23 protein-coding genes are annotated in these 23,529 nt (G+C 57.2%); 16 read left to right on the plus strand and 7 right to left on the minus strand.

Annotated elements, in window-relative coordinates; all coding sequences use genetic code 11:
* The 15 genes from sctS to KHU33_RS06420 all read left to right on the plus strand — a co-directional run bounded on the left by sctS (window position 1) and on the right by KHU33_RS06420 (window position 11,412).
* Entirely contained in the window at window positions 1-261 is a 261-nt protein-coding gene (sctS, locus tag KHU33_RS06350; protein WP_211461668.1) for a type III secretion system export apparatus subunit SctS, read from the plus strand.
* Window positions 258-1,148, plus strand: a complete 891-nt coding sequence (locus tag KHU33_RS06355; protein WP_211461669.1) for a hypothetical protein — start codon at window positions 258-260, stop codon at window positions 1,146-1,148. Before sctS ends, KHU33_RS06355 begins: the two co-directional genes overlap by 4 nt.
* 129 nt (window positions 1,149-1,277) lie before the next feature.
* Window positions 1,278-2,291, plus strand: a complete 1,014-nt coding sequence (gene hrpD5, locus KHU33_RS06360; protein ID WP_211461670.1) for an HrpD5 family protein — start codon at window positions 1,278-1,280, stop codon at window positions 2,289-2,291.
* A gap of 10 nt (window positions 2,292-2,301) precedes the next feature.
* Window positions 2,302-2,547 (plus strand): hypothetical protein, encoded by a 246-nt coding sequence (locus KHU33_RS06365; protein WP_211461671.1) that lies wholly within the window; start codon window positions 2,302-2,304, stop codon window positions 2,545-2,547.
* 158 nt (window positions 2,548-2,705) lie between these two features.
* Complete coding sequence (locus KHU33_RS06370) at window positions 2,706-2,855, plus strand: hypothetical protein (RefSeq protein WP_211461672.1); 150 nt, start codon at window positions 2,706-2,708, stop codon at window positions 2,853-2,855.
* An 83-nt stretch (window positions 2,856-2,938) separates the two neighbouring features.
* Window positions 2,939-3,088 carry a hypothetical protein gene (locus KHU33_RS06375; RefSeq protein WP_211461672.1) on the plus strand — a complete coding sequence of 50 codons (150 nt, stop codon included), beginning with the start codon at window positions 2,939-2,941 and terminating at the stop codon, window positions 3,086-3,088.
* Between the two features lie 80 nt (window positions 3,089-3,168).
* Window positions 3,169-3,318 (plus strand): hypothetical protein, encoded by a 150-nt coding sequence (locus KHU33_RS06380; RefSeq protein ID WP_211461673.1) that lies wholly within the window; start codon window positions 3,169-3,171, stop codon window positions 3,316-3,318.
* 86 nt (window positions 3,319-3,404) lie between these two features.
* On the plus strand, window positions 3,405-3,551 hold the full coding sequence (locus KHU33_RS06385; protein WP_211461674.1) for a hypothetical protein: 147 nt from the start codon (window positions 3,405-3,407) through the stop codon (window positions 3,549-3,551).
* Window positions 3,552-3,637: 86 nt separating this feature from the next.
* Window positions 3,638-3,784, plus strand: a complete 147-nt coding sequence (locus KHU33_RS06390) for a hypothetical protein (RefSeq protein WP_211461675.1) — start codon at window positions 3,638-3,640, stop codon at window positions 3,782-3,784.
* Between the two features lie 77 nt (window positions 3,785-3,861).
* Window positions 3,862-4,317, plus strand: coding sequence for a CesT family type III secretion system chaperone (locus tag KHU33_RS06395; protein ID WP_211461676.1), 456 nt, complete (start codon window positions 3,862-3,864; stop codon window positions 4,315-4,317).
* A 339-nt stretch (window positions 4,318-4,656) separates the two neighbouring features.
* Window positions 4,657-6,048, plus strand: coding sequence for a hypothetical protein (locus KHU33_RS06400; RefSeq protein ID WP_211461677.1), 1,392 nt, complete (start codon window positions 4,657-4,659; stop codon window positions 6,046-6,048).
* A 514-nt stretch (window positions 6,049-6,562) separates the two neighbouring features.
* Window positions 6,563-7,477, plus strand: coding sequence for a LysR family transcriptional regulator (locus KHU33_RS06405; RefSeq protein WP_211461678.1), 915 nt, complete (start codon window positions 6,563-6,565; stop codon window positions 7,475-7,477).
* A 231-nt stretch (window positions 7,478-7,708) separates the two neighbouring features.
* Window positions 7,709-9,022: an MFS transporter gene (locus tag KHU33_RS06410; protein ID WP_211461679.1), complete on the plus strand. Its 1,314-nt coding sequence runs from the start codon at window positions 7,709-7,711 to the stop codon at window positions 9,020-9,022.
* Between the two features lie 90 nt (window positions 9,023-9,112).
* Window positions 9,113-10,099 (plus strand): M14 family metallopeptidase, encoded by a 987-nt coding sequence (locus tag KHU33_RS06415; protein WP_211461680.1) that lies wholly within the window; start codon window positions 9,113-9,115, stop codon window positions 10,097-10,099.
* Between the two features lie 158 nt (window positions 10,100-10,257).
* On the plus strand, window positions 10,258-11,412 hold the full coding sequence (locus KHU33_RS06420) for an ABC transporter substrate-binding protein (protein ID WP_211461681.1): 1,155 nt from the start codon (window positions 10,258-10,260) through the stop codon (window positions 11,410-11,412).
* A 78-nt stretch (window positions 11,413-11,490) separates the two neighbouring features.
* On the opposite strand, the gene KHU33_RS06425 is transcribed toward KHU33_RS06420, so the two are convergent.
* The 3 genes from KHU33_RS06425 to KHU33_RS06435 all read right to left on the minus strand — a co-directional run bounded on the left by KHU33_RS06425 (window position 11,491) and on the right by KHU33_RS06435 (window position 14,840).
* Window positions 11,491-11,949 carry a VirK family protein gene (locus KHU33_RS06425; protein ID WP_211461682.1) on the minus strand — a complete coding sequence of 153 codons (459 nt, stop codon included), beginning with the start codon at window positions 11,947-11,949 and terminating at the stop codon, window positions 11,491-11,493.
* Window positions 11,950-12,016: 67 nt separating this feature from the next.
* Window positions 12,017-13,090 (minus strand): substrate-binding domain-containing protein, encoded by a 1,074-nt coding sequence (locus KHU33_RS06430; RefSeq protein WP_211461683.1) that lies wholly within the window; start codon window positions 13,088-13,090, stop codon window positions 12,017-12,019.
* Window positions 13,091-13,517: 427 nt separating this feature from the next.
* Window positions 13,518-14,840 (minus strand): ADP-ribosyltransferase, encoded by a 1,323-nt coding sequence (locus KHU33_RS06435; RefSeq protein ID WP_211461684.1) that lies wholly within the window; start codon window positions 14,838-14,840, stop codon window positions 13,518-13,520.
* Between the two features lie 1,094 nt (window positions 14,841-15,934).
* On the opposite strand from KHU33_RS06435, the gene KHU33_RS06440 reads away from it, so the two are divergent.
* Window positions 15,935-18,121 carry a hypothetical protein gene (locus KHU33_RS06440; protein WP_211461685.1) on the plus strand — a complete coding sequence of 729 codons (2,187 nt, stop codon included), beginning with the start codon at window positions 15,935-15,937 and terminating at the stop codon, window positions 18,119-18,121.
* A 172-nt stretch (window positions 18,122-18,293) separates the two neighbouring features.
* Here KHU33_RS06440 and KHU33_RS06445 read toward each other — a convergent pair whose 3' ends face one another.
* The 4 genes from KHU33_RS06445 to panB all read right to left on the minus strand — a co-directional run bounded on the left by KHU33_RS06445 (window position 18,294) and on the right by panB (window position 23,467).
* Window positions 18,294-19,184 carry a hypothetical protein gene (locus KHU33_RS06445; protein WP_211461686.1) on the minus strand — a complete coding sequence of 297 codons (891 nt, stop codon included), beginning with the start codon at window positions 19,182-19,184 and terminating at the stop codon, window positions 18,294-18,296.
* A gap of 65 nt (window positions 19,185-19,249) precedes the next feature.
* Complete coding sequence (locus KHU33_RS06450) at window positions 19,250-20,968, minus strand: hypothetical protein (RefSeq protein ID WP_211461687.1); 1,719 nt, start codon at window positions 20,966-20,968, stop codon at window positions 19,250-19,252.
* A gap of 12 nt (window positions 20,969-20,980) precedes the next feature.
* Window positions 20,981-21,478, minus strand: a complete 498-nt coding sequence (locus tag KHU33_RS06455; protein WP_211461688.1) for a hypothetical protein — start codon at window positions 21,476-21,478, stop codon at window positions 20,981-20,983.
* Between the two features lie 1,158 nt (window positions 21,479-22,636).
* Entirely contained in the window at window positions 22,637-23,467 is an 831-nt protein-coding gene (gene panB, locus KHU33_RS06460; RefSeq protein WP_211461689.1) for a 3-methyl-2-oxobutanoate hydroxymethyltransferase, read from the minus strand.
* Between the last annotated feature and the right edge of the window lie 62 nt (window positions 23,468-23,529).

Raw genomic sequence — 23,529 nt, forward strand, 5'->3', positions numbered from 1 at the left:
ATGGAATACGACGCAATCACCCACCTGACGACGCAGGCCTTGACGCTGGCCCTGCTGGTATCGCTGCCTGTTGTCGGCGTCGCTGCAATCACCGGGTTGGTGATTGCTTTTCTGCAGGCGATTACCTCGCTGCAGGATTCCAGCATCTCGCAGGGCATTAAAATGATCGTCGTGACGGTCGTGGTGGTTATCGCCGCCCCCTGGGCCGCCGCCGCAATCCAGAACTATGCGCGTTCCGTGTTCCAGCTGATATTCCCATGAACATCTCGCGTATCGACGGCTGGAACAGTCCGCACCAGGTGGAAGATGAGGAGCAGCCGGCCCAGCTGCCGATTCAACTGCCGGTTCCCGGCCACCATCGCCATCGGGCGGCTGCCCTGCGCGCCAGGCGCCAGACGGCGCGGCGCGGCGCCGGCGGAGAACCGGAGCAGCTCGAATCAGGCGCCATGAGCGAAGATTTGCTGATGATGCTGGAAGAGCATACCTCCTCGCAACGTACAGAAATCAGCACAATAAATCTTCGCCAGTCGAACGACGATGGCCGGCCATCCGACCGCGACCGGCGCGAAGGCCGCCGCGACGGTGCAGGCAATGCCGGGCGCATGCAATTTCATGCAGCGGGCTCGGCGCGCACCATAGACATCATGCGGGCCGCCAGGCGTCCAATCCGGGAAGAGGCGCTGTTACTCGGCACATGGCCATTGGCGCATGACACCAAGTTGCGGCTGCACGGCCAGGCGGCTGCCGAAACAGCATTGCTCGGGGCACGCGACAGCGTGGCTTCCGGTAAGACGCAATCAGGCACGAGCTATCGGATTCTGGCGATCATGCGCGAATTTTTGCAAATGCCGGTTGCAGCCCGTGCGCAGCCAACTACCTTGCATACGGTGCGCGACCGCCTGGTGGCGCTGGTCGAGCCAGGCAAGCAGGCTGCATCGGCAGTAATTAAGAGCGGCGATGCATCTTCCGCCGGCCTGCTTTTCCGGTCCGGCCCGGCATCCCGGCGAACATGTACTCCGGCCGAGGAAACAATGAATCTGCTGCTGCCGTTGCTGCTGCTCAACCTGTCCCGCAAGCGTACCGACATGGAACGCGCGATCGGTATTGCGAAGCTTTCAGCACTTATTCTGCGCGGCCGCGGATGGTAATCAAGTTCGTTCGCAAGCCAATAAATTCGGGCCTTGGCTGCTGGCCTGCAGAACACGAAGATAGACTTATATCAAAGCAGTAGCAGCCCGATTGATCCTGATTCAACAGCAGAACAAGGGAGTTAGTCCATGAAAAAACAGATTCGCGTATTGACTGGCCGTCACTCCGGAGCAGTGATCGGCCTGGCCAATGGCGATACCACGATCGGCTGCGACGCCAAGTCTGAAATTCAAATCTCGGACTGGAACGCGCCGGCCATGTTGCTTACGCTGGATGAGCAAGGCAACGTCGCGATAGGCATCTCAAACGACGGCGAGCCGCAGGCCCGGCTCGAAGATTTTGAGCCTCGCAGCTTCAGCGATATTGTTCTATGCGCAGGGCCGGCAGACGCAACGTGGCCGTCCGACATCAGCTTGCTGCGCATGGTCTGCACTCAGCAAGCTACTCAGCAAGCCGCATCGGAAAATTTGCCGGTCCAGGCGCCGGCATCTCTGCATCCAGTCAAGACTGTCCCCATCTTGGCACGCCACGCAACCATCAGCTGGCTGGTTCTGGCCTCGTCGCTGCTGGCGGCCGTGACAGCCACCGCGATGATTGTGCCCGGCACGAATCCACTGCGGAGCGGCGTTCTGCCACAACCGCAGGCGTCGCTGGAAAGACTGAAACTGGCTGTGGCGCAGCTGAATCAAGACGATCTGGCAATTACCGAGCAAGACGGCGTGGTCAACGTCAGCGGCATCGTAAAACAGGAAGATGCCGCGGCCAAGATCTATCAAGCGGCGCACGCCTTCGCAGCCGGACATTTGAAGTGGAACGTCAGAGCTGCAGACGAAGTGGTGCGCGATCTCAAGGAATCATTGCGCGACCCCGACGTCAGTGTGCAATACAAGGGCGACGGCGTCTTTGCTGTCACAGGAACCGTACTGCACCCCGAGGCCATCCATAAAGTTGTAGAGCAATTCCGCGCCGACCTGGGACCGCTGGTCAAAAAGGTCGATGTCAATGTCATGCGCGCCGACGAAATCGCTACCGCCAAGGATATCGGTTCCGCGCTGACAGTCGACGGCCTGCAATATTTCGCGTCGAGCGACGGTACGAAAAGCTTCGTTTCGCCGCAACACGCTTCGCTCCGTTTCCAATGAGGTGATTGCAATGTACGAATATATGACAGAACCGCTGATCAATACTTTAAATGCGCTACCTAAGTTAGCCGGCGATCCAGCCCATTCCGCCGAGTTGAATGCGGTCGCACAGGCGCTGGAACAGATGGCGCTCAGCGCCGCCGAGGCCAACCGGGCCAGCGCAGATCCGAGCGACCGCCAGACCGGCAGCGTGATAGTGGATGGATTGAGAGCGGCAGCCGAATTATGCCGCTCTGCAGTAGAACAGCTTGCGTAATGTTTATCAGTCTTCAATGCCGTGCGGCTGCTTTTCACGGCATCGACTCAGTTTTGTGTGGCGCCCATGCGGGAATTGCACATTTTAAGCGGGCCCCTCACGGGGCCCATCCAGCCCGCTTCGAGATCGAAGCATATTTTTCTTCAAGGAGCATCAAAATGACATCAGCAATCAAAGGCCTGGATACAGGTGCACAAATCGCCGAAATCGAAGCAGCGGCCCAAGCAGAAAACGAAATCAACCTGGCCAACACCCTGGCCAAGGTCCACACGATGGGTCTGAAGGCAGCCAAAGACATCGTCGGCTAATCATCGTAATAACCGGCCGGCGCCTTTCAAGGTGCCGACCAGCCTCTTTTTAATCTATACCACTTTCTTCAAGGAGCATCAAAATGACATCAGCAATCAAAGGCCTGGATACAGGTGCACAAATCGCCGAAATCGAAGCAGCAGCCCAAGCAGAAAACGAAATCAACCTGGCCAATACCCTGGCCAAGGTCCACACGATGGGTCTGAAGGCAGCCAAAGACATCGTCGGCTAATCATCGTAACCGGCCGGCACTCGTCTGGGTGTCGACCAGCCTCTTTTTAATCTATACCACTTTCTTCAAGGAGCATCAAAATGACATCAGCAATTCAAGGCCTGGATACAGGTGCACAAATCGCCGAAATCGAAGCAGCAGCCCAAGCAGAAAACGAAATCAACCTGGCCAACACCCTGGCCAAGGTCCACACGATGGGTCTGAAGGCCGCCAAAGATATCGTCGGCTAATCATCAGACAGCGGCCGGCCGGCACTCGTCTGGGTGTCGACCAGCCTCTTTTTTAAAATACTGCGCTTTAACCTGGGAGCGTCAACATGTCTGCAATCGCCGGTCTGAATACAGATAAACAAATGGACATAATCGAAGCAGCTGCAGCAGCAGAAAACAAAATCAACCTGGCTAACACTCTGGCCAAGGTTCACACGATGGGTCTGAAGGCCTCCAAAGATATCGTCGGCTAATCATCAGACAGCGGCCGGCCGGCACTCGTCTGGGTGTCGACCAACCTCTTTTTTAAAATACCGCGCTTTAACCTGGGAGCGTCAACATGTCTGCAATCGCCGGTCTGAATACAGATAAACAAATGGACATAATCGAAGCAGCTGCTGCGGCAGAGAACGCCATTGACTTGGCCAATGCTCTGGCCAAAGTCCATACGATGGGTTTTAAGGCCGCCAAAGATGTCGTCGGCTAACGGCCAATTTCTTTTGACGATGTGCCGTTTCTTTTTTTGTCGCCCCCTCAATCTCCAATCCCTCCTCGTGTAAATTTATGAGCATAGAACGCCGCGACGAATTGATTCGCGAACTGTGTGCGATTCGGCAAATTGCCGACGTGGATGGTGTGATGAATTCAGGTTTGCTCGAAATTGACAGCTTCGAGGTGGCAATCGATTATTTCGACGACGACCCAAAAGCCATCTACGTCAATTTTCAATTAGGTATCGTCACGGCCGGCCGTACGCTGCGTATCTTCAGATTGCTGCTGGAAGCCAACCTTGCCGTCTATGCGCAAGACCAGGCGCAACTTGGGCTGGAGGTGGATACCGGCGGCATCGTGCTGATTAGCCGGATTGCCCTGGACGATGAAATCGATGGAAAATGGCTGGTCGACCTCATCGATCACTATCTTGAGCATGGCCGGTACTGGCGCGACAATATGTTCCGGGCGCGGGACGACATGTTCGAAAATATCGCCTCCGGAGAATACGTCTGGATTCGCGCCTGACGGTTCCACCTCCCGCCACCCTCATCGCACTTATTACTCCTTGTAATTTCCTGACAGCCATTCACTGCGCCCCATCGGGCCTGTCTCGATGCGGAATTTTCTCACCATCTTTTCCATGACGCAGGCGCTGCACGCGGTCTTTGACTTGAACTCAGAGAGCGATAGTTCGAGCGAGTCGAGCATCGTGATACCGAGTACCTCCTTTGCCTCCGTTCTGGGAAATATTGTCATCCTTTTGTCATCTGTTTCGCTATTTTCCGGGTAGTTTCGCCGCCGACTTTTCAACAGCCGGCATCTAGCCGCGAAAATGTAATGTCATCACATCACGGAGTAAATAAAATGGAAATCACCAGAAACGCCCCCGCAACATCCCAACATATCGATACTGAAGCAGCTTCGGAACATCAAGGCGATAGCGCTGCACGCCGCAGCGGCAGCAGATCGCCAACCCGAGAAGCTCTGCCCGGACTGGAGTCGCTTTCCGGTAGCGGAAAGAAAGCAGCGAGCAGCAATGTGTTTAGCGGCAAAGCAAGCAGCTCACTACCGGCTCTGGCAATTGAACAGGCTCCCCGCAAGAGCGGCGGCCATAAAAGCGAGGCCAGCGATGCCGCTCTTGCAGCGCACCTGAAGAACTCATTTACCAACGCATCGCAGCTTGATGCCAAGATGGATGAAATGGTAGTCAAGGGCAAATTTACAGTCAAAGAAGCAGATACAGTCAAAGTAAAAGATACGCTCGACTTGGTGAAATACGTTAAAGGCCAGGTGCAGACATGGTTGAAAAAACCGGGGACCGAAGCTGCGCTCCATACGCAGGCAACCCAGTCTTTCACCCATAAGATCGGTAAAGAAGATTTATTTCCCGGATGCATCCTGGTGCGTAAGGAAAGCATTCCAGAGTCGAAAGCGCATGCGTTTTCCCTGGGATTGCAAATGGTGCCCAATCTGAATGGCATCGAGGACAACAAAGGCGACGATAATTGTTTTCACATCATGATGTGGGCGCACGATCAGCATAATCCGGTCAAGACAGAGCTGGATGGAAAAGGCGAAGCAGAACAACTGGAAGCGCGCGGCGGACTCGGCACCTCGAACACCATGCGGGTGCAGGCGTCCTCGATACAGGAAGGCCAATACTGGGTCTACAAGCCCACCGATAAGAATGTCGGCGATTGGGCGGCTCAGGCGGGTCAAATGTGGCAGGACGTCCCCTACAGCAAAACCATCCTGGGCACGTCGATGAAACCGGGCGACAAATTCACAAAATTTACCGAGGCAGCCAAAAAGGATATCCTGCAGGTGGCGTCGGATCCTTTCACCCATACTCCTCCGCAGGCGCAACCGTCGGATGGCACCCATTTCTTATCCATGACCCCGAAAGAACGTACTCCGGGGGAGATCTGCTCAAGCGTTGCCGTACGCTTGTATCAAGCGGCGCACGCCCAGATCGCGCTGGCCAAGCAGGTGGAAAAAAATCAGGAATTGCCGACGGACGACGAAGCAGAGGCGATGCTGGAAAAAATCGTTTCCGAATTTACGGGATTGATGGCGAACAACGCAGAAGGTGTTTCCCCCAAGAGCGTCGAGCATTTCTGCAAAGTCGGCAAGACGGCGGAAGGCGAACCGCAATTTAACTTTCTTGGCGTATTGACGGTAGATGCAAAGGACGTCTTATACCCTGAGGCCAGGTACGACTCTAACAACAACAGAATTCCTCCAGCGTCGCACTGATTGCAGCCATCGCGATCCGATCTGGCAGCCGGCCGGTTTTGCCGGCGACGTTGTCAGACCGGATCGCCGCTTCAATGCCTTGATTTTATCTTTCCGTTCATTTTGCTCCCCCCCGATTAAAACCTGCTTGCGTGTAGTCTCTATAGAACTCATTTCATCAATATCCGCGAGTGCGAACGCGGATATTTGGGAGGTAGTGCAAGGCGCGTCGCGCAGCCAAGGGTGGTTCCCTTGGCAAGCGGCGCAACGCAGCAATACGCCCAAATAACCCGTTCCCGAAGGGTTCTTGCCAGAAGAGGCGCTGGCCGCGTTGCGCTCCTTGCCAATAGCTCGCTATTGGACGCGTCGCACGCCTTGCCAGCGCCTCTTCTGGCAAGAACGCATCTCACGGATATTGATGAAATGAGTTCTAGTGATATCTGCTCATGTATCATTTCGACGCAGGAGCGGATTCAACTTGCCAACTGCCCGGGTGGATCGTTAGTCGGACCATTTGATTAATCAGAGGATAAAAATGCAACTAGCATGGCTGGAGGATTTTGTCGAATTGGCTCGGACACGCAATTTTTCCCGGGCGGCGGAAAATCGTTTTGTCACGTCTCCAGCCTTCGGCCGTCGCATTCGCGCACTGGAAGAATGGGTCGGCGCACCGCTGGCGGAACGCAAGCAGCCGGTTTCCCTGACGCCGGCCGGCGTGCTGTTTCTGGACGCGGCGACCCATTCGCTGGATATCTTGCATGCAGCTCGCGCCCAGTTGCAAAACACCGCGCCGCTTTCGGAGGAAACCCTGAGAATTGCGACAGGCCGGACGCTGGCGAAAACCTTTTTCCCGGACTGGTGTGAATCCATCAACCGGCGTTTCGGTCCATTCCTGGTATCTCTCCGCACCGGCGGCGCACAGGAGGGGATCACGCTCTTGTCGGCCGGCGACGTCGATTTGCTGTTGAGTTACGGCAGTCCGTCTACCCGGCTGCTGATCGATCCCAATCTCTACGAATCCATCTTGCTGGATCACGAAGTGCTGCTGCCCGTCAGTGCGCCAGATGCAAAAGGACGTCCTCAATTCCGCATTTCTCCAACCGGCGATACGCCGATTCCCTGGCTAGCTTATGCCCCGTCGCTGACTCTGCGAAGCGTGCTGTCCCAGCACCTGGCGGGCCTGCCGCACAAATTGCCGCTGCGCATGGTCTGTCAGGCCGATTCTTACGAGGCGATTCTGGAAATGGCCAAGCGTGGCGCCGGCTTGACCTGGTTGCCGCAGAGGCTGATACAGGACGAATTGAAGCAGGGCCACCTGACGGTCGCCGGCGGCGCCGCCATGCGCGTCAGCTTCGATATTTCACTGTACCGCTCCCGCCGGAGCAGCAATGCGCGGGTGGATGCGATCTGGCAGGGTCTGTCATCGACAAAAAAAACAATGGATAAATGACATTGTCTTCATGACGCATCGCAGCACGCATCGCACCGCGCATTGCACCTCGCATCGCACCTGTTACGTGCGCCTCGGCACCAAATAAGCTCTTTTGCAATGGTGCGCAGCACCAGTTGCGTGCACCGCAAATCGGCTACGCCGAATGAGCAGCGATCGCTGCCGAAATAGCAATGAGCAAAAAAAACATCGCCCTACACTTCTCGCTCATTACAATTCCGGAGATATCTCATGTCAGCACAGTTTCATTCATCCGACATAGGCGCAATGCCGGTCGCAAGGCGCAATCCCTGGAAAGAAATTTGCGCAGCCAGTATCGGCAACGCGCTGGAATTCTACGATTTGCTGATCTACGGATATTTCGCGATTGTGATCGGCAAATTGTTTTTCCCCGCCGCGGACGAGACCACGTCTTTGCTGCTCAGCGTCGGCACATTCGGCATTTCCTTCGTCATGCGCCCGCTCGGCGCCGTTATCCTGGGTTCGTATGCCGACCGGGCCGGGCGCAAGGCATCGCTGACGCTGTCGATTCTTTTCATGATGGCAGGCACGGCGATGATTGCTTTCGCACCGACCTATTCCCAGATCGGCATCCTCTCGCCGCTGATCGTCATCGCTGCCCGCATGCTGCAAGGTTTTTCAACCGGCGGAGAATTCGGTGCGGCGACCGCTTTCATGGTTGAGCATGCGGACGCCAAGCGGCGCGGCTTCTTCGCCAGCTGGCAATTATCGACACAAGGTCTGGCCACGGTACTTGCAGCCGGCGTCAGTGCATTTCTCAGTTATGCGTTGACGGAGAATCAGTTGAATGACTGGGGCTGGCGGGTCGCCTTTTGCGTTGGCTTGCTGATAGGACCGGTTGGCCTGTATATCCGCAGCCAGATCGACGAGACGCCGGAGTTCAAGAAACTTGCCGCCGTCAAGCCAGAGAAATCGCCGCTGAAGGTAGTGCTGGTTAACGATCGTTTGAATCTATTGCTGGGTATCGGCGTAGTTGCTGGAGCGACTGCCTTCAACTACGTCCACAAAGTGTACATGCCGACTTACGCGTTGAAGCAATTGCATATTCCAGCGACGTCTTCATTTCTCGGCGCAATGGTGACAGGTTTCGTCCTGATGGTGACGGCGCCGATGTTCGGCACACTGTCGGATCGCTATGGACGATTCCAGGTACTGTCAATTGCGATGATGATGATCGGCGCCACTTCATACCCGTTATTCCTGATGTTGACCACCTGGCCAACCGTGACGACCCTGATCGTCGTACAGGCGGTAGTCGGCCTGTTGCTCGCCGCTTGTCTTGGACCGATACCGGCCATGCTGTCGGACATTTTTCCGACCAGCACCCGCGGCACCGGATTAGCGCTTAGCTACAATTTTTCAGTGACCATATTCGGCGGCTTTTCGCCTCTGATCGTTACCTGGATGATTGCTTTCAGCAACAACAAGATGGCGCCCAGTTTTTATGTAATGACAACCGGGTTGATCAGCGTTATCGCGGTGCTTGCTCTGGGCCGCCGGATGGCGCGCCGCAAGCCGTTTTAAAATCCCGTTTTTTTTCATTACGCATTCACATCATTTCTGCCGGATCGCCAGGAGCATCCGGCATTTTTTTTTCAAGCAGGAGTGGAATCTATGAATACCTTGGAACAAATTCGCGCCAAGTTGCAAGTCTATCCAATGGAGGTGACGTTTCCCGACATCCGCAGATGGCAGCATGGAAATACCGGCGTCGATTACGTGCATGCATTCGACAGTGGCATAGCCGGTCCGCACGTGATGATCATGGCGCTAACGCACGGCAACGAAGTCAGCGGTGCGATCGCGGTCGACAAGCTGCTGCGCGCCGAATTGCGCCCGCTTAAAGGCCGCGTCACGCTCGGTTTTGCGAACGTCGAGGCCTATCATCGTTTCGATAGCAGCAATCCGGACGCAACCCGTTTTATCGATGAAGACTTGAATCGCGTCTGGTCGGCATCCCGCTTCGACAGCGGCGACGACACCTTGGAATTGCGCCGCGCGCGGGAATTGCGTCCAATCATCGATAGCGTCGATTTTTTGCTGGATCTGCATTCGATGCACGAAGAAGCACCGCCTTTATTGCTAAGCGGGCCGTTGCAAAAAGGCATCCGCTTTGCTGCGGAAATCGGCGCGCCGCAACATGTGATCGTCGACGCCGGTCATCCGAACGGAAAACGGATGCGCGACTATGGCGGCTTTGGCGACGCAGCCAGCCCGAAGAATGCCTTGCTGATCGAGAGCGGACAGCATTTTTCACTGCGGAGCCGGGACGTTGCACTGGATGCCGCGGCGCGCTTCCTGATCAAGACCGGGGTCGTCGCGGCAACCAAGCTGGACAATTTTTTGACCCGAGGCGAAATCTTGACTCAGCACTTTTTCCAGGTAACTCAGCCGGTCGTCGCGGACACGACAGATTTTGAATTTACTCAAGATTTCCGCGGGCTGGAGTTGATCGAGCACGCCGGCACCGTCATCGCGCGCGACGGCGAACGGGAAATTTCCACACCTTACGACAACTGCGTCATCATCATGCCGTCGCTGCGCCATGTGGCCCCCGGCGTAACGGTGATGCGTCTGGCCAAGGTGCTTGACGATAGATAGCCGGCGACGGCGGCGTAGGGATCACGGAGAAAATTCGGGCAGATCGGCGGCGGGTTGAAGCAAAAGTACGAGAAAAAATACGAAAAGCAATACGAGATTATTTCCATTGTTCTGCAAGATTGGAAATCCATTCACATATTCAATAATAAGAGCTCAAAATGCGACGTAGAAATATTGTTATCAGATTGGTCGTATTCGTGGCAGCGGCGCATGTATTCTTTTCGGCACATGCCGGAGAGCAGGCCGATATCGTTCTTGGTCAATCCGCTCCGTTAAGCGGTAGCTTCAGTGAAATGGGCGAAGCCTATCGAGACGGCGCGCAAATCTACTTTGAAAAAATCAACAAGGAAGGCGGCGTCAATGGCCGGCGCATCCGTTTAATCACTTTGGATGACGGCTATGACGCCAAACGCGCTCAAGCCAACACCACAGAATTGATCGAACATCATCAGGCGCTGGCGTTGTTCGGCCACATGTTCACCAATACAGTCTTCGCTTCGCTGCCGATAGCCACTGCTGCCGGCGTACCTTATGTCGCACCGTACGCTGGCAATGAGTCGCTATATGCACGGCCTACAAATCGCATCCTGTTCATGACGCGCGCCAGCTATTCCAATGAACTGGACGCTCTATTGCGCCATGTACAGGCAATGGGATTATCGCGGGTGGCGCTGGCGCGCTACGATAGCGCCGGCGGCTTCGCTTTGCAAAAAGACCTGGAAGAAAAATTGAAGGCAATCAAGCTGGCGCCGGTCGGCGTGGTGACGATGCAGCTCAATTCACTTCAGCCGGCCGACGCTGTACTCAAGATAGTAAAGATGCATCCGCAAGCGATCATACTCGGCGTCTCCGGTGACGACGCCGTCGCCTTCGTGCAGCATTTCAATCAGGCCGCCGATAAGCTGCCGGTTCAATTTCTCGCGCGCAGTCTTATCGGCGGACATCAGCTGGTTGTAAAACTAGGTAAAGAAAGCAGAGGCATCGTGATATCGCAGGTGGCGCCGTCGCCGTTCAATGGCGAGACCCATATCTCCCTTGAATATCAGGCGGCGTTGAAAGCCGCGAATGCCGCTGGACGCAAATTGACGGCGAGCTATATCGGTTTTGACGGCTACATCGCAGCGAAAGTATTGGTGGAAGGACTAAGGCGCGCTGGCCCGAATCCCAGCAGGCCGGCTCTGACCAAGGCGCTCGAAACGATGCATCACTGGGATGCCGGCGATTTCATCGTGAATTACGATGAAACCGACCATACAGGTTCGAAATTCGTCACGGTTACGGTGATCGGCGCGGGCGGTCATTTCATCGAATGACACGGAAAGCGCTGAAACGCCCCACCGGATGGCCGGTAAAATCATCGGAGCGATCAAAGATTCAATAGAAGGCGAGGTTCAGGGAGTTTCTTCGGCTGAAACTGTATTCATGAAGAAGGCGACGCCCTGGTTTACCGCACACGCGTAGCTAATCTGCTCAGCCTTGCGAGCATATGACGGCAAGGAAAACACATCCATCGTAAACGTCACCGCTTGATCCGGCTTGACCTGGTAGCGCAGGAACTGCCAGATAGGCTGGCCGCTACGGTCGACCGTGGCATGGCCGTCGGCGAAACTGAGCGTGCCGTCCGGAAGAATCCGGTATGCGTCAATCTTGAGGCCGCCGCGGACTGTGCCGGGGGATGTGGCGCCTGCGGCAGGACTGCATTTAGCAAGATCGAGCACCACCGAGATCGGCACACCTCGGCCGAGAGCCTTTTCCACGTCGGCGAGACTTGATAATTGAACTGTCGGATTGGCATGAACGGAAAGCGCAAACGCCATGCCTGAAATTGCGATAATTGGACTGCGAAGCATGCAAATCTCCTCTTCTGCAAGTTATAAAAACGGATGAATCCTAGGGGCTGAAAACAAGGTGCTGCCGCTATTGCCCGGCCTTTATGCGTCGCACGTCGCTGATATAGGTTGACGCGGCCAGCGGCACGAATCCGGCAAAGCGCGCGTAGCGGTCGCCGTTCTCGAACAGATAGCTGGCGAACGCAGTAACTTCAGGTTTGGCCAATGCCGATTGGGCGATGTAGACGTACAGCAGCCGGGTTAGCGGCTCGTAGGCTCCCGACAGCACCGAGCTTGCATCCGGTATCACGGCCCCTTTCCCGAAATTGACCGGCACCGGACGGACATTTCCCTTGTGTCCGACCGACGCACCAAGAGAGACGAAGCCAATGGCGTTGATATCTTCCGATACCGCATCGATAATCTTGTCATGGTCGCTAAATATCGTGGAGTCGCCACGCAAGAAACCTCGCATGGCATTCACGCGCTCCGTGAAGAACATGGTCGTCCCTGACTTGGTATCGGGCGATACGATTTTCAGCGGCGCATCGTTGTAGGCGGCTCTCACCTGATTCCAGCGTGTTATTTTACCGAAGGACTCGGGATGAAAAATCGATTTCAACTCTGCTATCGTCAAGTCATTGGTCCAATTGTTCGACTTGTTGACGATCACCGCGACGGCGTCGTAAGCGATTGGCAGCTCGATATAGGAAATTTTTTTATCCGCACACGCTTTGGCTTGATCGGCCTGTATCTTATTCGATGCCGGCACGATGTCAGCCGCGCCTTTGCAAAGGTCCTTGAATCCGACGCTGGTTCCCTTGAATTCAGCCTTGATATCACTTTTACTACCGCGCTGATATTGCGTAATGGCAGTGGTGATCAGATTTTCTTCCGTATCGGAACCGGAAATACGAACGTCGGCATGCGCCAGTGTCGAACTTAGTCCAAAAACAAAAAACAGCGTAGCGCTGGCAAAGCGGAGATACATGCTGCAAATTTTCATCTTGTCTGCTTTCGTATTATTGATATTTTCAAAAACCCATTCTTTTTTTTGTCGCATACGCCAGCCCTGCACAAACCTTGCCTCTGGAGACGAGAAAATATGGGTGCAACAACGCAGTGGCGGGTTCTGTCTAGATAGCTTTTGCCGGCAGGTCATGTGACGCCGCGACCAGCCATTGCTGCACCGTTGCGCTCACCGCATGCAGCATATGCAACAGCTCCAACCATTTCTATCGCGGGCCGCCGACGCGATGCATAAATGAGCCAGTATGCCGAGACGGGTGTAGAAAACTATCGGGAAAGGTAGGTCTTTTGGTAGGGTTTTTCCTACGCCCCCTGCTACCTGTTTGCGTCTGCACCAACCAGCCTTCTCTGGGGCTTTCGTGACGGCTCACCAGTTTTCAGTTTAAAGCGGGGGTGTTCACACTTCGGACATTTTGAAATTGCCATTTTTTACGCCCCAAAAAAAAGGTTAACTGAAGCACTAAACGGGCAGCGCACATCCGCTGGTTTTTGGTGAACGGTGGGACGAGCCTTGCTTCGTGAAGTTGGCCACGATGAGGGGCATCGTTTTCTCCGCCCAGTCAGCGGGTAGGCAACACCATCGCGTGTACGATATGGGTAATCCCCGACTCCTGGCTGCCAAAGCCGTCCTTGTCGCCGCGATGAGTCGCCTCCGTGACTTCGTGAATGTACAGGCGTGTATTTGCAGGAAGTACGATTTCCGACTCGTTGGGAATTTTTGATATGGAACCGTTGCCCGGCGCCGAGCCGCCGCCCAGGAACAATCCCTTCACGCCATGGCCGACCGTGAGTTTCAGATGGACATTCCCCGTATACAGATCAGGCCGGGTCGAGGTGGACATGAGCGCGGGCTCCTGCAGCACCTTGCCGGTGGCATTCAGGAGCTGCTCCATAAACGGCTCTTCGACGTTGATCTTGCGGGATAGCAGCGTGCCGTAAGCAATTTCGCTGCCGGCGTTGCGAATCGCTGCGTCGGCAGCCTTGGCGATGGCGCTCGGCTTGCCTGCGCGCAGCGAAGCATTGATTTCCTCGAATCCGAAGTACGTGTAGCTGTGAACAGCCTCCCGTTGGGCGGCCGGCAGTTTTGCGAGGCCTACCAAGGTCTGGGCGGCGTAAACGGATGTGTCGTGAGTGCGATGCGGCACATCGAGCGGCCACGGTGGCTCGCCAAAGGTGCCGAGCTCGACGAACTTGGCGACGTTCTTCACGCGCGTGCCGCTTGGATTGCCTTTGTATGCCGGAAACGCTTTGTTCAGCGCTTTCAGCGCGTGCTCGGTATTACGAAACTTCGACAGGTCGGGCTGTGCAGCCACGCACCATCTTTTGATGTATTGCTGCCGCTCGATCAGCTTCGCGGCCAAGGCCATACGATGCGCCGGGCTGCCCGGACCATGGCGGCCCACGAGTTTCGTGATGGTAGCGGCCGGCAGACCGAGGACAGCCTTCGCGCTGCGCACGACATCCTTCGTGGTCATTGCCCCATAGACGGCGGCAGAGGCACGGTTGACGTCAGGGTTGCGCATGGTTTCCAGCTCTCCTACCTTGTCGGCAAACGCGTCTCCTTTCTTGCCGCCCATGGCGCGATATTCGAGCGCACCGCCCGGGTCGATGTGTACCGCTCGCCCCTGGTGGAAGAGCACATTGTCTTGCGTCAGGCCCACTGAGTCCCAATTGGCCAGCCACGCGTGCGCTGCGAATGTCTGCTGCATGCTATTAACATGGGCGTCATCGCGCGCATTGAATGGTTGAACGCTGTCCAGCCATCGAGAAGCGACCCCCAATCCACCTCTGTGCTTGCTGCCGAGATCGACCAGTTTCATTTCGGCCGTATGTGCGCCGACAGCATTCAAGAGATGCGATGCGAACACCTCGCTCTTGGCCATGTCGTCATTGCCGTATCCTTTGACCAGCCACTTTTGTCCATGCCGATCGGTGTATAGGGCGCCGGCGGCCGTGCCCCCAGGCTTTGCTCCCACACACGTCCAGCTAGAAAGACTATCGGATGCGGCAGCGAGTGACGTGGACGGCAATCTGCTGGCAGAGCCCCGGAGATCGCTGGCCTGATCCAGCGGCACCGAACCCGACGACGAGCCGGCCGTGAAGTGCCGCTTGGGCGCTGGCGGGGATTGTCCGGCGCTCGTCCCAATCCGCGTGCGGGGTGCCCGGGTCTCGTGCCCGTCCGGCTGAGGCGCACGTTTCTTGAGTTGCTGCAGTTGCGCCAAGCCGGTCGAAGAACCCGCCAGGGAGGACGTGTCGCGCGCTTGGGAAGGCCGTTGCCTTGTGCTTGCATCTTGCGGTGCAGGTGCTTGCGAGGAAGGCGAAAAGCACCGGAGAAACGGTGTCAGCAGGTTGGTCATGGGGGTTGCGTTGGCGCGTCGGCTTCGAATCTTCGAATGCTAGCGATTTCCGTCCGTTGACATGGGCGAAAAGGCGAAGGGCTGGCGTGCAGCCCGAACGGTCACTTGTCACCGCTCCGCCAGTCATGACCTATGAGCGGGCTGTCGGATAACAGGCGGTGGAGAGGAGGAGAACGGACCGCTTGGCGCGGTCATCGACCACGATCGCAGCGTCCGGTTTATCACGGAACCGGTCAAGCCAGCGCGCTGACAGCGGAGACCCCATCGCAGGCATCCGCATTCGATTTTAAGAGACGGAAGACGGGTTCGTGGCACGCATGCCATACCCGACAATTTTGAATGACCGTCAACAATCTTCGGAACAGGCGCTTCCATTTCGCGGCGGCAAATTTCGTTGAACACTTATCCCGGAATAATCCGCCAAAGCGCCATTCGCGCGAGCACGCGGATTTTTCATCGATGATGTCTATCGGCCGGCCCGCGTTTCCGAAATCCCGAACATGGCTACTCACGTGCGGGCGTCAGCTATCGATTGACCGGATCTTCAGCGCTATCGGCGGTGCAGGCTGCCTGGAACCTGTTTCCATAAAACGCCCAAACACCTTTTCTGGAAAAATGCAATGCAGAGCGGAAAAATCAGCGACCATCACGTCCCCATATCGCCGGAACCGGCTATCGCCGCGCGGGAAGAGACCGGCGCCAGTGCCGGCGAGCGCTCTGGCGCACGAGGTCGGGAACGCGCAGAGCTATCGGCGGCGGCACTGGGCGGGTTACCGCGTCCGTCGGCGCGCCAGGCGCAGACGCGGCCGGCATCCTCCGGACGGTCGAGGCGCACCGCATCGCTTCCGCAGGCTCCGGCGGATAACGCATCGACCGTCGAGGAACACGAAAAGGCGGTGAAGACTGCGCTGAGATATGCCGACGCCTGGCAGGCGCTGGTCAATGGATCGATGACGCATGTGGCGCAGCGATTGAAGCTCGCTGAAGCGGGCGTCAAATCCGCCGGGTCCGGCCTGGAAGGGCTGGAGGGACTGAAAGGGAAAATCGTTAATGACCAATACGAAGAATTAAAAGGCGTCTTTCACGTGCGTCGCGCCCAGTCGGCCGAGTATGGCGTCAATGTAAGCTCGGATCAGATTGCCCGGTGGTCTTGGCAAGGAACGCAACGCGCCCAAGGATCTTCATCTCATGGCGGAGAGGAGCTGATCGGAACGCAGGAAGAGCTGGCCGCCATGGACCGGGCGCTCGACGAACTGCGGGGCTTTCGCGAGGTGGTTACGAAGCATGGCGGCATCCTGCACGAATTCGTTCGTCAGTGTGAACAGACCGAGCCCCATGAAAATATGTTGAAGCAACTGCCTGCCGTCAAATCCGGCGCGGCCGCGGCCAAGAAAGCGTTGCTGGCAATCGCCGGCAACGCGGTTACGGTCAACGTCGATCGCCTGGTCATGCTTTGCCTGCGCTCCGGCGGCATGGAGTTCTTGCATCTCATGCAGCGCGTAATTGAACTCTTGGACGCCATATCCAATCGGAGCAGCGATACCGAGCAAGCGATAAGAACCCTTGAACGGGGTGATGAACTCAGTCCGGAGAAGCGCAGCGAGTACCAGGCACTCGCCGCCGCATATGCCGACCAGCTTAACGCGGCAGGAGAGCTTTTTTGCCTGGACGCCGCCAGCATGCTGGAAATGAGCGACAACTCTGATATTTGGCAATATTCGCTGGAGATGGCCCATGCCATTTCCGCGTATCAAGCGTGCTTGCGCGAGGTGTGCGAGCCGAACAGCGGCGACACTCCTTCCGTAGCGCTACCGGAAGCGTTGCCTGAGAGTTCGGCGAGTTTGCCGGCGCATATGCCGGCATGGCCGATTCCGGCGAGTGCTCCCGCCCGCTCGCATAAGGCGGCATCCGGCAAGGCCAAGAAGTCGCACGGACGCGGCAAGCAACTGCTGAAGCAAGCCGCTGCCCGTCCGTCATCTGTCGCGGCATCGGTGTCTCATGCCCAAGCCGATACTGCCGTATCGGCGCCGCGTGCAGAAATACCTGCGGAGTCTCCGGCAGCGGAGCCCCACGACGGTCTCCAGGGGAAGATCGAGCGGACCTTGAGAAAGTGTCCGATCGACCTCGATGTTGCGCAGAGCTTGGGCGGCGATGTCGTCGCCATTGCACAATCGATAAAGAAAAACACGAGAGACATTGAGGCGCTGTACGGTCCGCGGGACGATCCAATGGATACAGCTGACTTCGTCCGTTCGTCAGCGCAAAACTGGTTCGGCGACATCGCCCGTCTGCGTGCAACCAGCAACGAGGCAGGCAAGTCTCCGGCTGTCGATAAGACCACCATCGAATTGCTCGGGAGCCGCTTGCAGGCGCTGGAATTGATTCATCAGGCCATGGACACTCGGGAAAGGGATGCGCTCAAGCGCCACAAATTCCCCAGGGGAAAACACGTGAGCCGCTTGCTGCAATTGGGTGAGATTGAAAGCGTACGGCCCCCGCTTCGATTGCCGTCGGATAAAGATACGCTTTACGAAATACGCATCCAGCCCAAACCGTTGTCTAGCCGCGAACCGGCGGCGCCGGTGTTCCTGCACTTGCATAGCGACAAATACATCAGTGGCAAGGAGGTGTTGAAGCAGCCACTCCGTGCGTTCACGGCAGCGCATCTGAAAACGGATGAACAAAAAAACCTGGGGTCGAAGTACGACGCAATGTCGCGCGCATTGCATAAATACGACGAAAAGATCCATCGCGGTTATATCACTTCGACGTTGCTTGACCAGCTGCGGAACTGGGTTCATACCTAGAACTCAATTCATAAATATCCGTGAGATGCGTTCTAGAAGCTGGCGATGATGCGGTAGTGCCGGAGACCGCCGAGAAGGTCCTGGCGGCTGCCCGATACGAATTGCTTGTTGCCGCAAGTCCTCATGCTGAGGTCAAAGGCGCATATGACAGGCGAATTGCCGGTCTTTTCTCTTATGACTTCTTGAGCGAACCCGGAGGGAGGTCGCCGATCGCTTGCTTGATCGATGCATCGAGCTTGCCGAATTGTTCCTGTGTGACCAGGTTTTCAATGACATGTGCTTGTTGGCCGCGCGTTAGTTTCACACCCAGATCCCGTTCCGCGTTGCCGATGGCGACGCCGAGGCCGACGCCCTTGTCCAGTTTCAGATCGGGAATCTTGCGCAGCGCTTCGGCGGCGATATGCTGCGGCGTGACGTGGCCCTGCGTCATTTCCAGCGCTTCGGCGGGTTTCAGGATGGCATTGGCCGCCGCGGTAAAACCGCCGACGCAGTTTTCCGGCGTATTCAGGCTGTATCGCGCCGAATGCTTGAAGTCGCGCAGCATGGCGGCCTGTTCCGCGTTCAGTGCGGGGCCGGTCAGGCGGGTGAATGTCTGTCCCCATTTGGCGCCGATGGACGGTCTCAATATCGGTTTGTCCGCACTAAACGGCAGCGCACGCTTCGGAAACACCTGCTTGCCGAAGTTATAGGGGGTTCCCGCGGGATGCGCGAATTTTCCCTTCACCTCAGATGCAACGGCGTCTTGCGTGGCCTCCATCGTGGGAGAATGTCCGTAGGCGGGCGCCAGGCCGTGGGCGCTTTGTTCGTCCCTGGTTGGAGTGATTTGTATATGCCCCGGCGTTTGGCCCTTGCCGTCCGTGCCGCGTACGACGGTCGGCGTCACATCGACGTGATAAGGGCGCTGCTGCATCCGCAGTAATCCGGACAGGGCTGCGGGAAGGCTTCCTCTCATTCGTGGCGAGGACGACGGCCGCGGTGACGCGGAATCCGATTGCTTGTCGATTGCGTCGACGGCGGCATCCGCCGTCGACGATACAACAAAACCACCCAGTTTTCTAAGCATGATGAATGTCTCCTGGTATTGAAATTATTGGAATTCACTTCATAAATAGTGCCCAGGCCCGGTAACTAAGTGGTGGCTGGCCTGGCTTGCTGCGCCTGGATTTTCGGCAATATCGAAAACCATATGGCGACCGCCGCTGTAAATGCGGTGACGGTGGCTACCGTATTGGCGGCGATGCGCACGCCGTCGCTGTGCGCATCGATTTCATTGGCTACCGACGTTGCCGCCGGCTGCACCAGGGCGTTGACCACGGTGGCGGCGATAATGCCCGCCGAGCGTTCGGCAACCTGCAATCCCACGTGCATGGCCAGCTCGCTGCCGGTTCGGCCGCCGGCAAAAGCGTTCCACGCGCCGCGCACGGTGTTGCTCACCATCGCGATACGGGAAATATTGCCGCCGTCGCCCTGCACGCTCGCCGCGTTCGGGTCCTTTACCGTAAACAGCGGCAGCGCATATTGCTGCTCGCCGACCTGGACCTTCACGGTCGTATTCGCTTTCAACAGCGCCAGAGATGCACCGGTCGCGACGCCGGCCGCACCCGACGCCGCCGTGCCCAGTGCAATGCGGGTCAGCAGCGCCGGCGCTTCGAAGCGGCTGGTCGGCGTCGTCAGTGCGGCGCGTATCGCATGCGCGGCATCGAAAGAAACCGAACCCGATACGATGGCCCTGGAGCCGTCGACGGTGTAGCGGTTCTGGAGTTGCGCAACTTCGCCTCGCAGCGCCGCAACCTGCGCCAGTTCCGCCTGATACTGCGGCTCCGGTTTTAATGCCTGTTGTCCGCCGATGTCGATGTAAGGATCCGGATCGGGATAAATATGTTCGGGCGGAACCTTGGCGAATGTGCGCGAACCGCCGGCCAGCGCCTGCGCCGTGCCGACCAGCGCCGGCGCCACCAAGACCTGGCCGACGACGCTGCTGACGCCGCCGACGATGCCGCCGACGGTCGTGCCGGCAACGGATCGGCCCAGCATGGTGGCGTAAGGGACGGGGGCGGCCGCCTGCTTAGTGTAAAAGCCGGTCAGATGGTCGCCGGCCATATGCGTCATGGCCGCGATGGTTGCCTGTTCGCCCGAGGTGCGCCCGGCGCCGAAAGTCGTGGCGGTATTCGCGCCGAAACCCAATGCTTCGAGCGTGCCGGCGCCGATGGCGCCGAGTTTGTCGCTGTAGTTGCGCAAGGCTTCATGCTGCACCAGTTGCTGTTGGCGCGTGGCGGCGCGCTCTTGCGGCGTGGCGGCCGGCGCTGCATGCACGGGCCCGGACGTCGATCGGAAAGATGCTTCCGGCGTATCGTGAAGATTGATGTTGGACCAGGTTCTGGCAGAGTCCGAGCGCAGCGACGGGCCGGGCAAGGAGGAGCGGCTCCGGCGATGCGACGGTTGGTTTTCCTCCGCATGCGATGCGAAGGCGTGCTCTTGCGGAGCGCCTGTGCGCGGATGCGCCAGCGAGGACATCGAGCGGAAAGACCCGGTTGGCGTGCCGTAACGGCTGAGATCGGATGCGCTTCTGATATCGAGCGTGGAGTCCGAGCGCTGCGATGCGCCAAGCAGAGAGCTGCCCATGTTATGCGGCGGGCTGCCTTCCTCCGCGCCTGCGTTGGTCTCCGATGCGGCGTCGGTGCTGCGGGCGGATGGCGCGCGGCCCAATCCTGCCAGTTGAAACGACCTGCTGCGGCTGGATGTCGATCCCTGGCGGCTAGGCAGGGCGGCGGAACTTTCGCCATGTGCGGCATCGATATCGACCGTGTGATGCAGATCTGTTGGCGCTGCCTGAGTGATTTTTGGCATGTCGGCTCCCGCTCAGTGTGCGCTCAATGCCGCTGGAGCCGGCCTGGTTCCGGTCTCTGTCGCGGCAATCTGCATCAGATCCGATGCGATCGAATCGGCCAGTGCGGCAATTTGACGGATCTTGCGGGCCAGCTTCGCGCCGTCGAGCATATCCAGCCGCGCCGGATGCAGCACCATCACCTCTTTTTCTGGGGTCATGCCGAACGCGCAGCCGCCGCTCAACAGAGCCGGCAGATTGGCATTGAGCAGCAGTTGCATGCCGGATGCGCCCGGCGTTTGTATTTGCTGCAAGGTGGCGGCGACCGCGATATCGTTATCGCTGATTTCAGCCTCTAATTCCAGAGCGATGACCGATACGACCACCCCGTCTATCTCCAGCGACCCCGCCGCTGCAACCTGATCGGCCGCGCCCGGTTCGAGTCCGAGATGCAGCGCGGCATTGCGCAGCAGCGCCGGCAGCGGCGGGAAACTCTGATTCTGGCCTGTGACGGCCGATTTTGCATTTATCATTTTTCGACTCCATTTTTTGTAATGTTTTTAAGCACTGAAATGGCGGCATGGATGCAGCGGATGAGGCATGCGCAGTTCGGCTGTACCTGTTTGGTATCTGCAGTTTGGTCGCGCCTATTTAGTGCGTTATCCGATTTGCGAAGAAATATGCGTTGATGCGAAATGCCGATGTCACAGCACGTCTGCCACGCTGTATTGAAGAAATTTACTCATGGGAAGCCGCGCGCTCTCTCCGACTAAAGCTGGGACGCCACAAGGTGGAATCATTTCTCCAACGGTGGCGAGTATGGCACTCGATGGCGCAAGCACATCTGGCTCAAAAGCTTGCCGGCGGCCGCACTGCGCGAACACGCTACATCGACCGTCTGAACTTCGTGCGATACGCCGATGATTTTATTGTGACAGGTAGTTCGAGAGAATTTCTGGGACAAAACTTCGAGAGACTTAAGCGGAGTGCGGTGAAAATCGCATGCTCCGTTCTTGGGGGACGGCGGCGCAGCAATGCGCTGCTGTTACCCGACTTAACAGCCGTGTCCAGCCATGATTGCGCATGCAAACGTCTAGCGGCAGACGAAAAAAAATAAGCGGATCTACATATTTTTGCGGAGCGTTTTTAACGGGTTTTTCTCCTGATTTTGGAAGATATTCATGGACGGCTTTGTTGCGGGAACCCGCGCACGAAAACCGAAACCAGACGGCATGCAACGAACTATTTCACGAGTGCGAAGACACAGGCAGAATATTTTGTGCTCGATACGGCGCAGCACATACGGTGACAAACTCGTGAGCAGAAGATACATCATGTCTTGCAAGCCGATTACTAAAACCAAGGCTGTCGCCTTCGATATCGACTACGGAGCCTTTCGCGACTTCAGAGCATGTGCCTCGTGCGATCCGCCTGGCGCTTGGATCCGTAGAACTGGACGCCCTCCAGGAAGCACTGGAAAAGGTGAAGCGGGTTATTGGTGCTTACTCGTATTGAGTCAATTTACTATTCGTCAAAATATGGTGGCGGAATCAACGAAATGATCGCGTCCTCCTCTAGAGGCATCCGATAGCCATCCTGAATGGCGTCATTGGGCAAAGCGAGCACTCGTTCGTTTTGCCCATATTGGTTGGCTGTTTGAGACGTTGCCAGCCGGTCGCCTTGGCGGCGGTCTAAAAGCAGTGTTCCGGGGCGGGGAATGACTTGTCCTTCACCGCCTTGATATAGGCGCGGATCGCGCCTTCAATGCTCGACTGTCCTGCCATGAAGTTACGCACGAAGCGGGCCTTCTTGCCGGGGAATACGTCCAGCATGTCGTGCATCACAAGCACTTGTCCCGAGCAATCCGGGCCGGCGCCAATGCCGATGGTGGGAATGGCCAGCATCTCTGTCACTTCCTTGCCCAGCGCGGCCGGAACGGCTTCAAGGAGGAGCAGCGTTGCGCCCGCTGCCTGGAGCGCCATTGCATCGGCTTTCAATCGCTCTGCGCTTTCCGCTGTCTTTCCCTGCACCTTGAATCCGCCCAGTTGATGCACGGCCTGCGGCGTCAGGCCGAGATGGGCGAATACCGGTACGCCGCGCTCGGTAAGGAATTTTACGGTGTCGGCCAGCCAGGCGCCTCCTTCAAGCTTGACCATCTGCGCGCCTGCCTGCATCAGTTTCACTGCATTGTCGAATGCCGACTGCGGTGTGGCATAGCTGCCAAACGGCATGTCTGCGGCCAGCAGCGCAGTCTGGTTTCCGCGCGCGGCACATGCCGTGTGATAAGCAATATCGGCAATCGTCACCGGCAATGTCGTGCTGTGTCCCTGCAAGACATTGCCGAGTGAGTCTCCCACCAGCAGCAAATCAACGCCACAGCGGTCCATAAGCGACGCAAAAGTGGCGTCGTAGCAGGTCAGCGTCGCAATTTTTTCACCGGCATCGCGCATGGCCAATAGTGATTGCACGGTGACCGCTTTGCTACGCACGGCGCCTTCGCGTTCCTGCAGATATCCAGACATAGTCATTCCTCAATGTTGAAAAACTCACACTTGCCGCGTATTGCCGATGCTCAAGAGCGGAA

Source organism: Collimonas silvisoli (genome assembly GCF_018305005.1).
GTDB lineage: Bacteria > Pseudomonadota > Gammaproteobacteria > Burkholderiales > Burkholderiaceae_D > Collimonas > Collimonas silvisoli.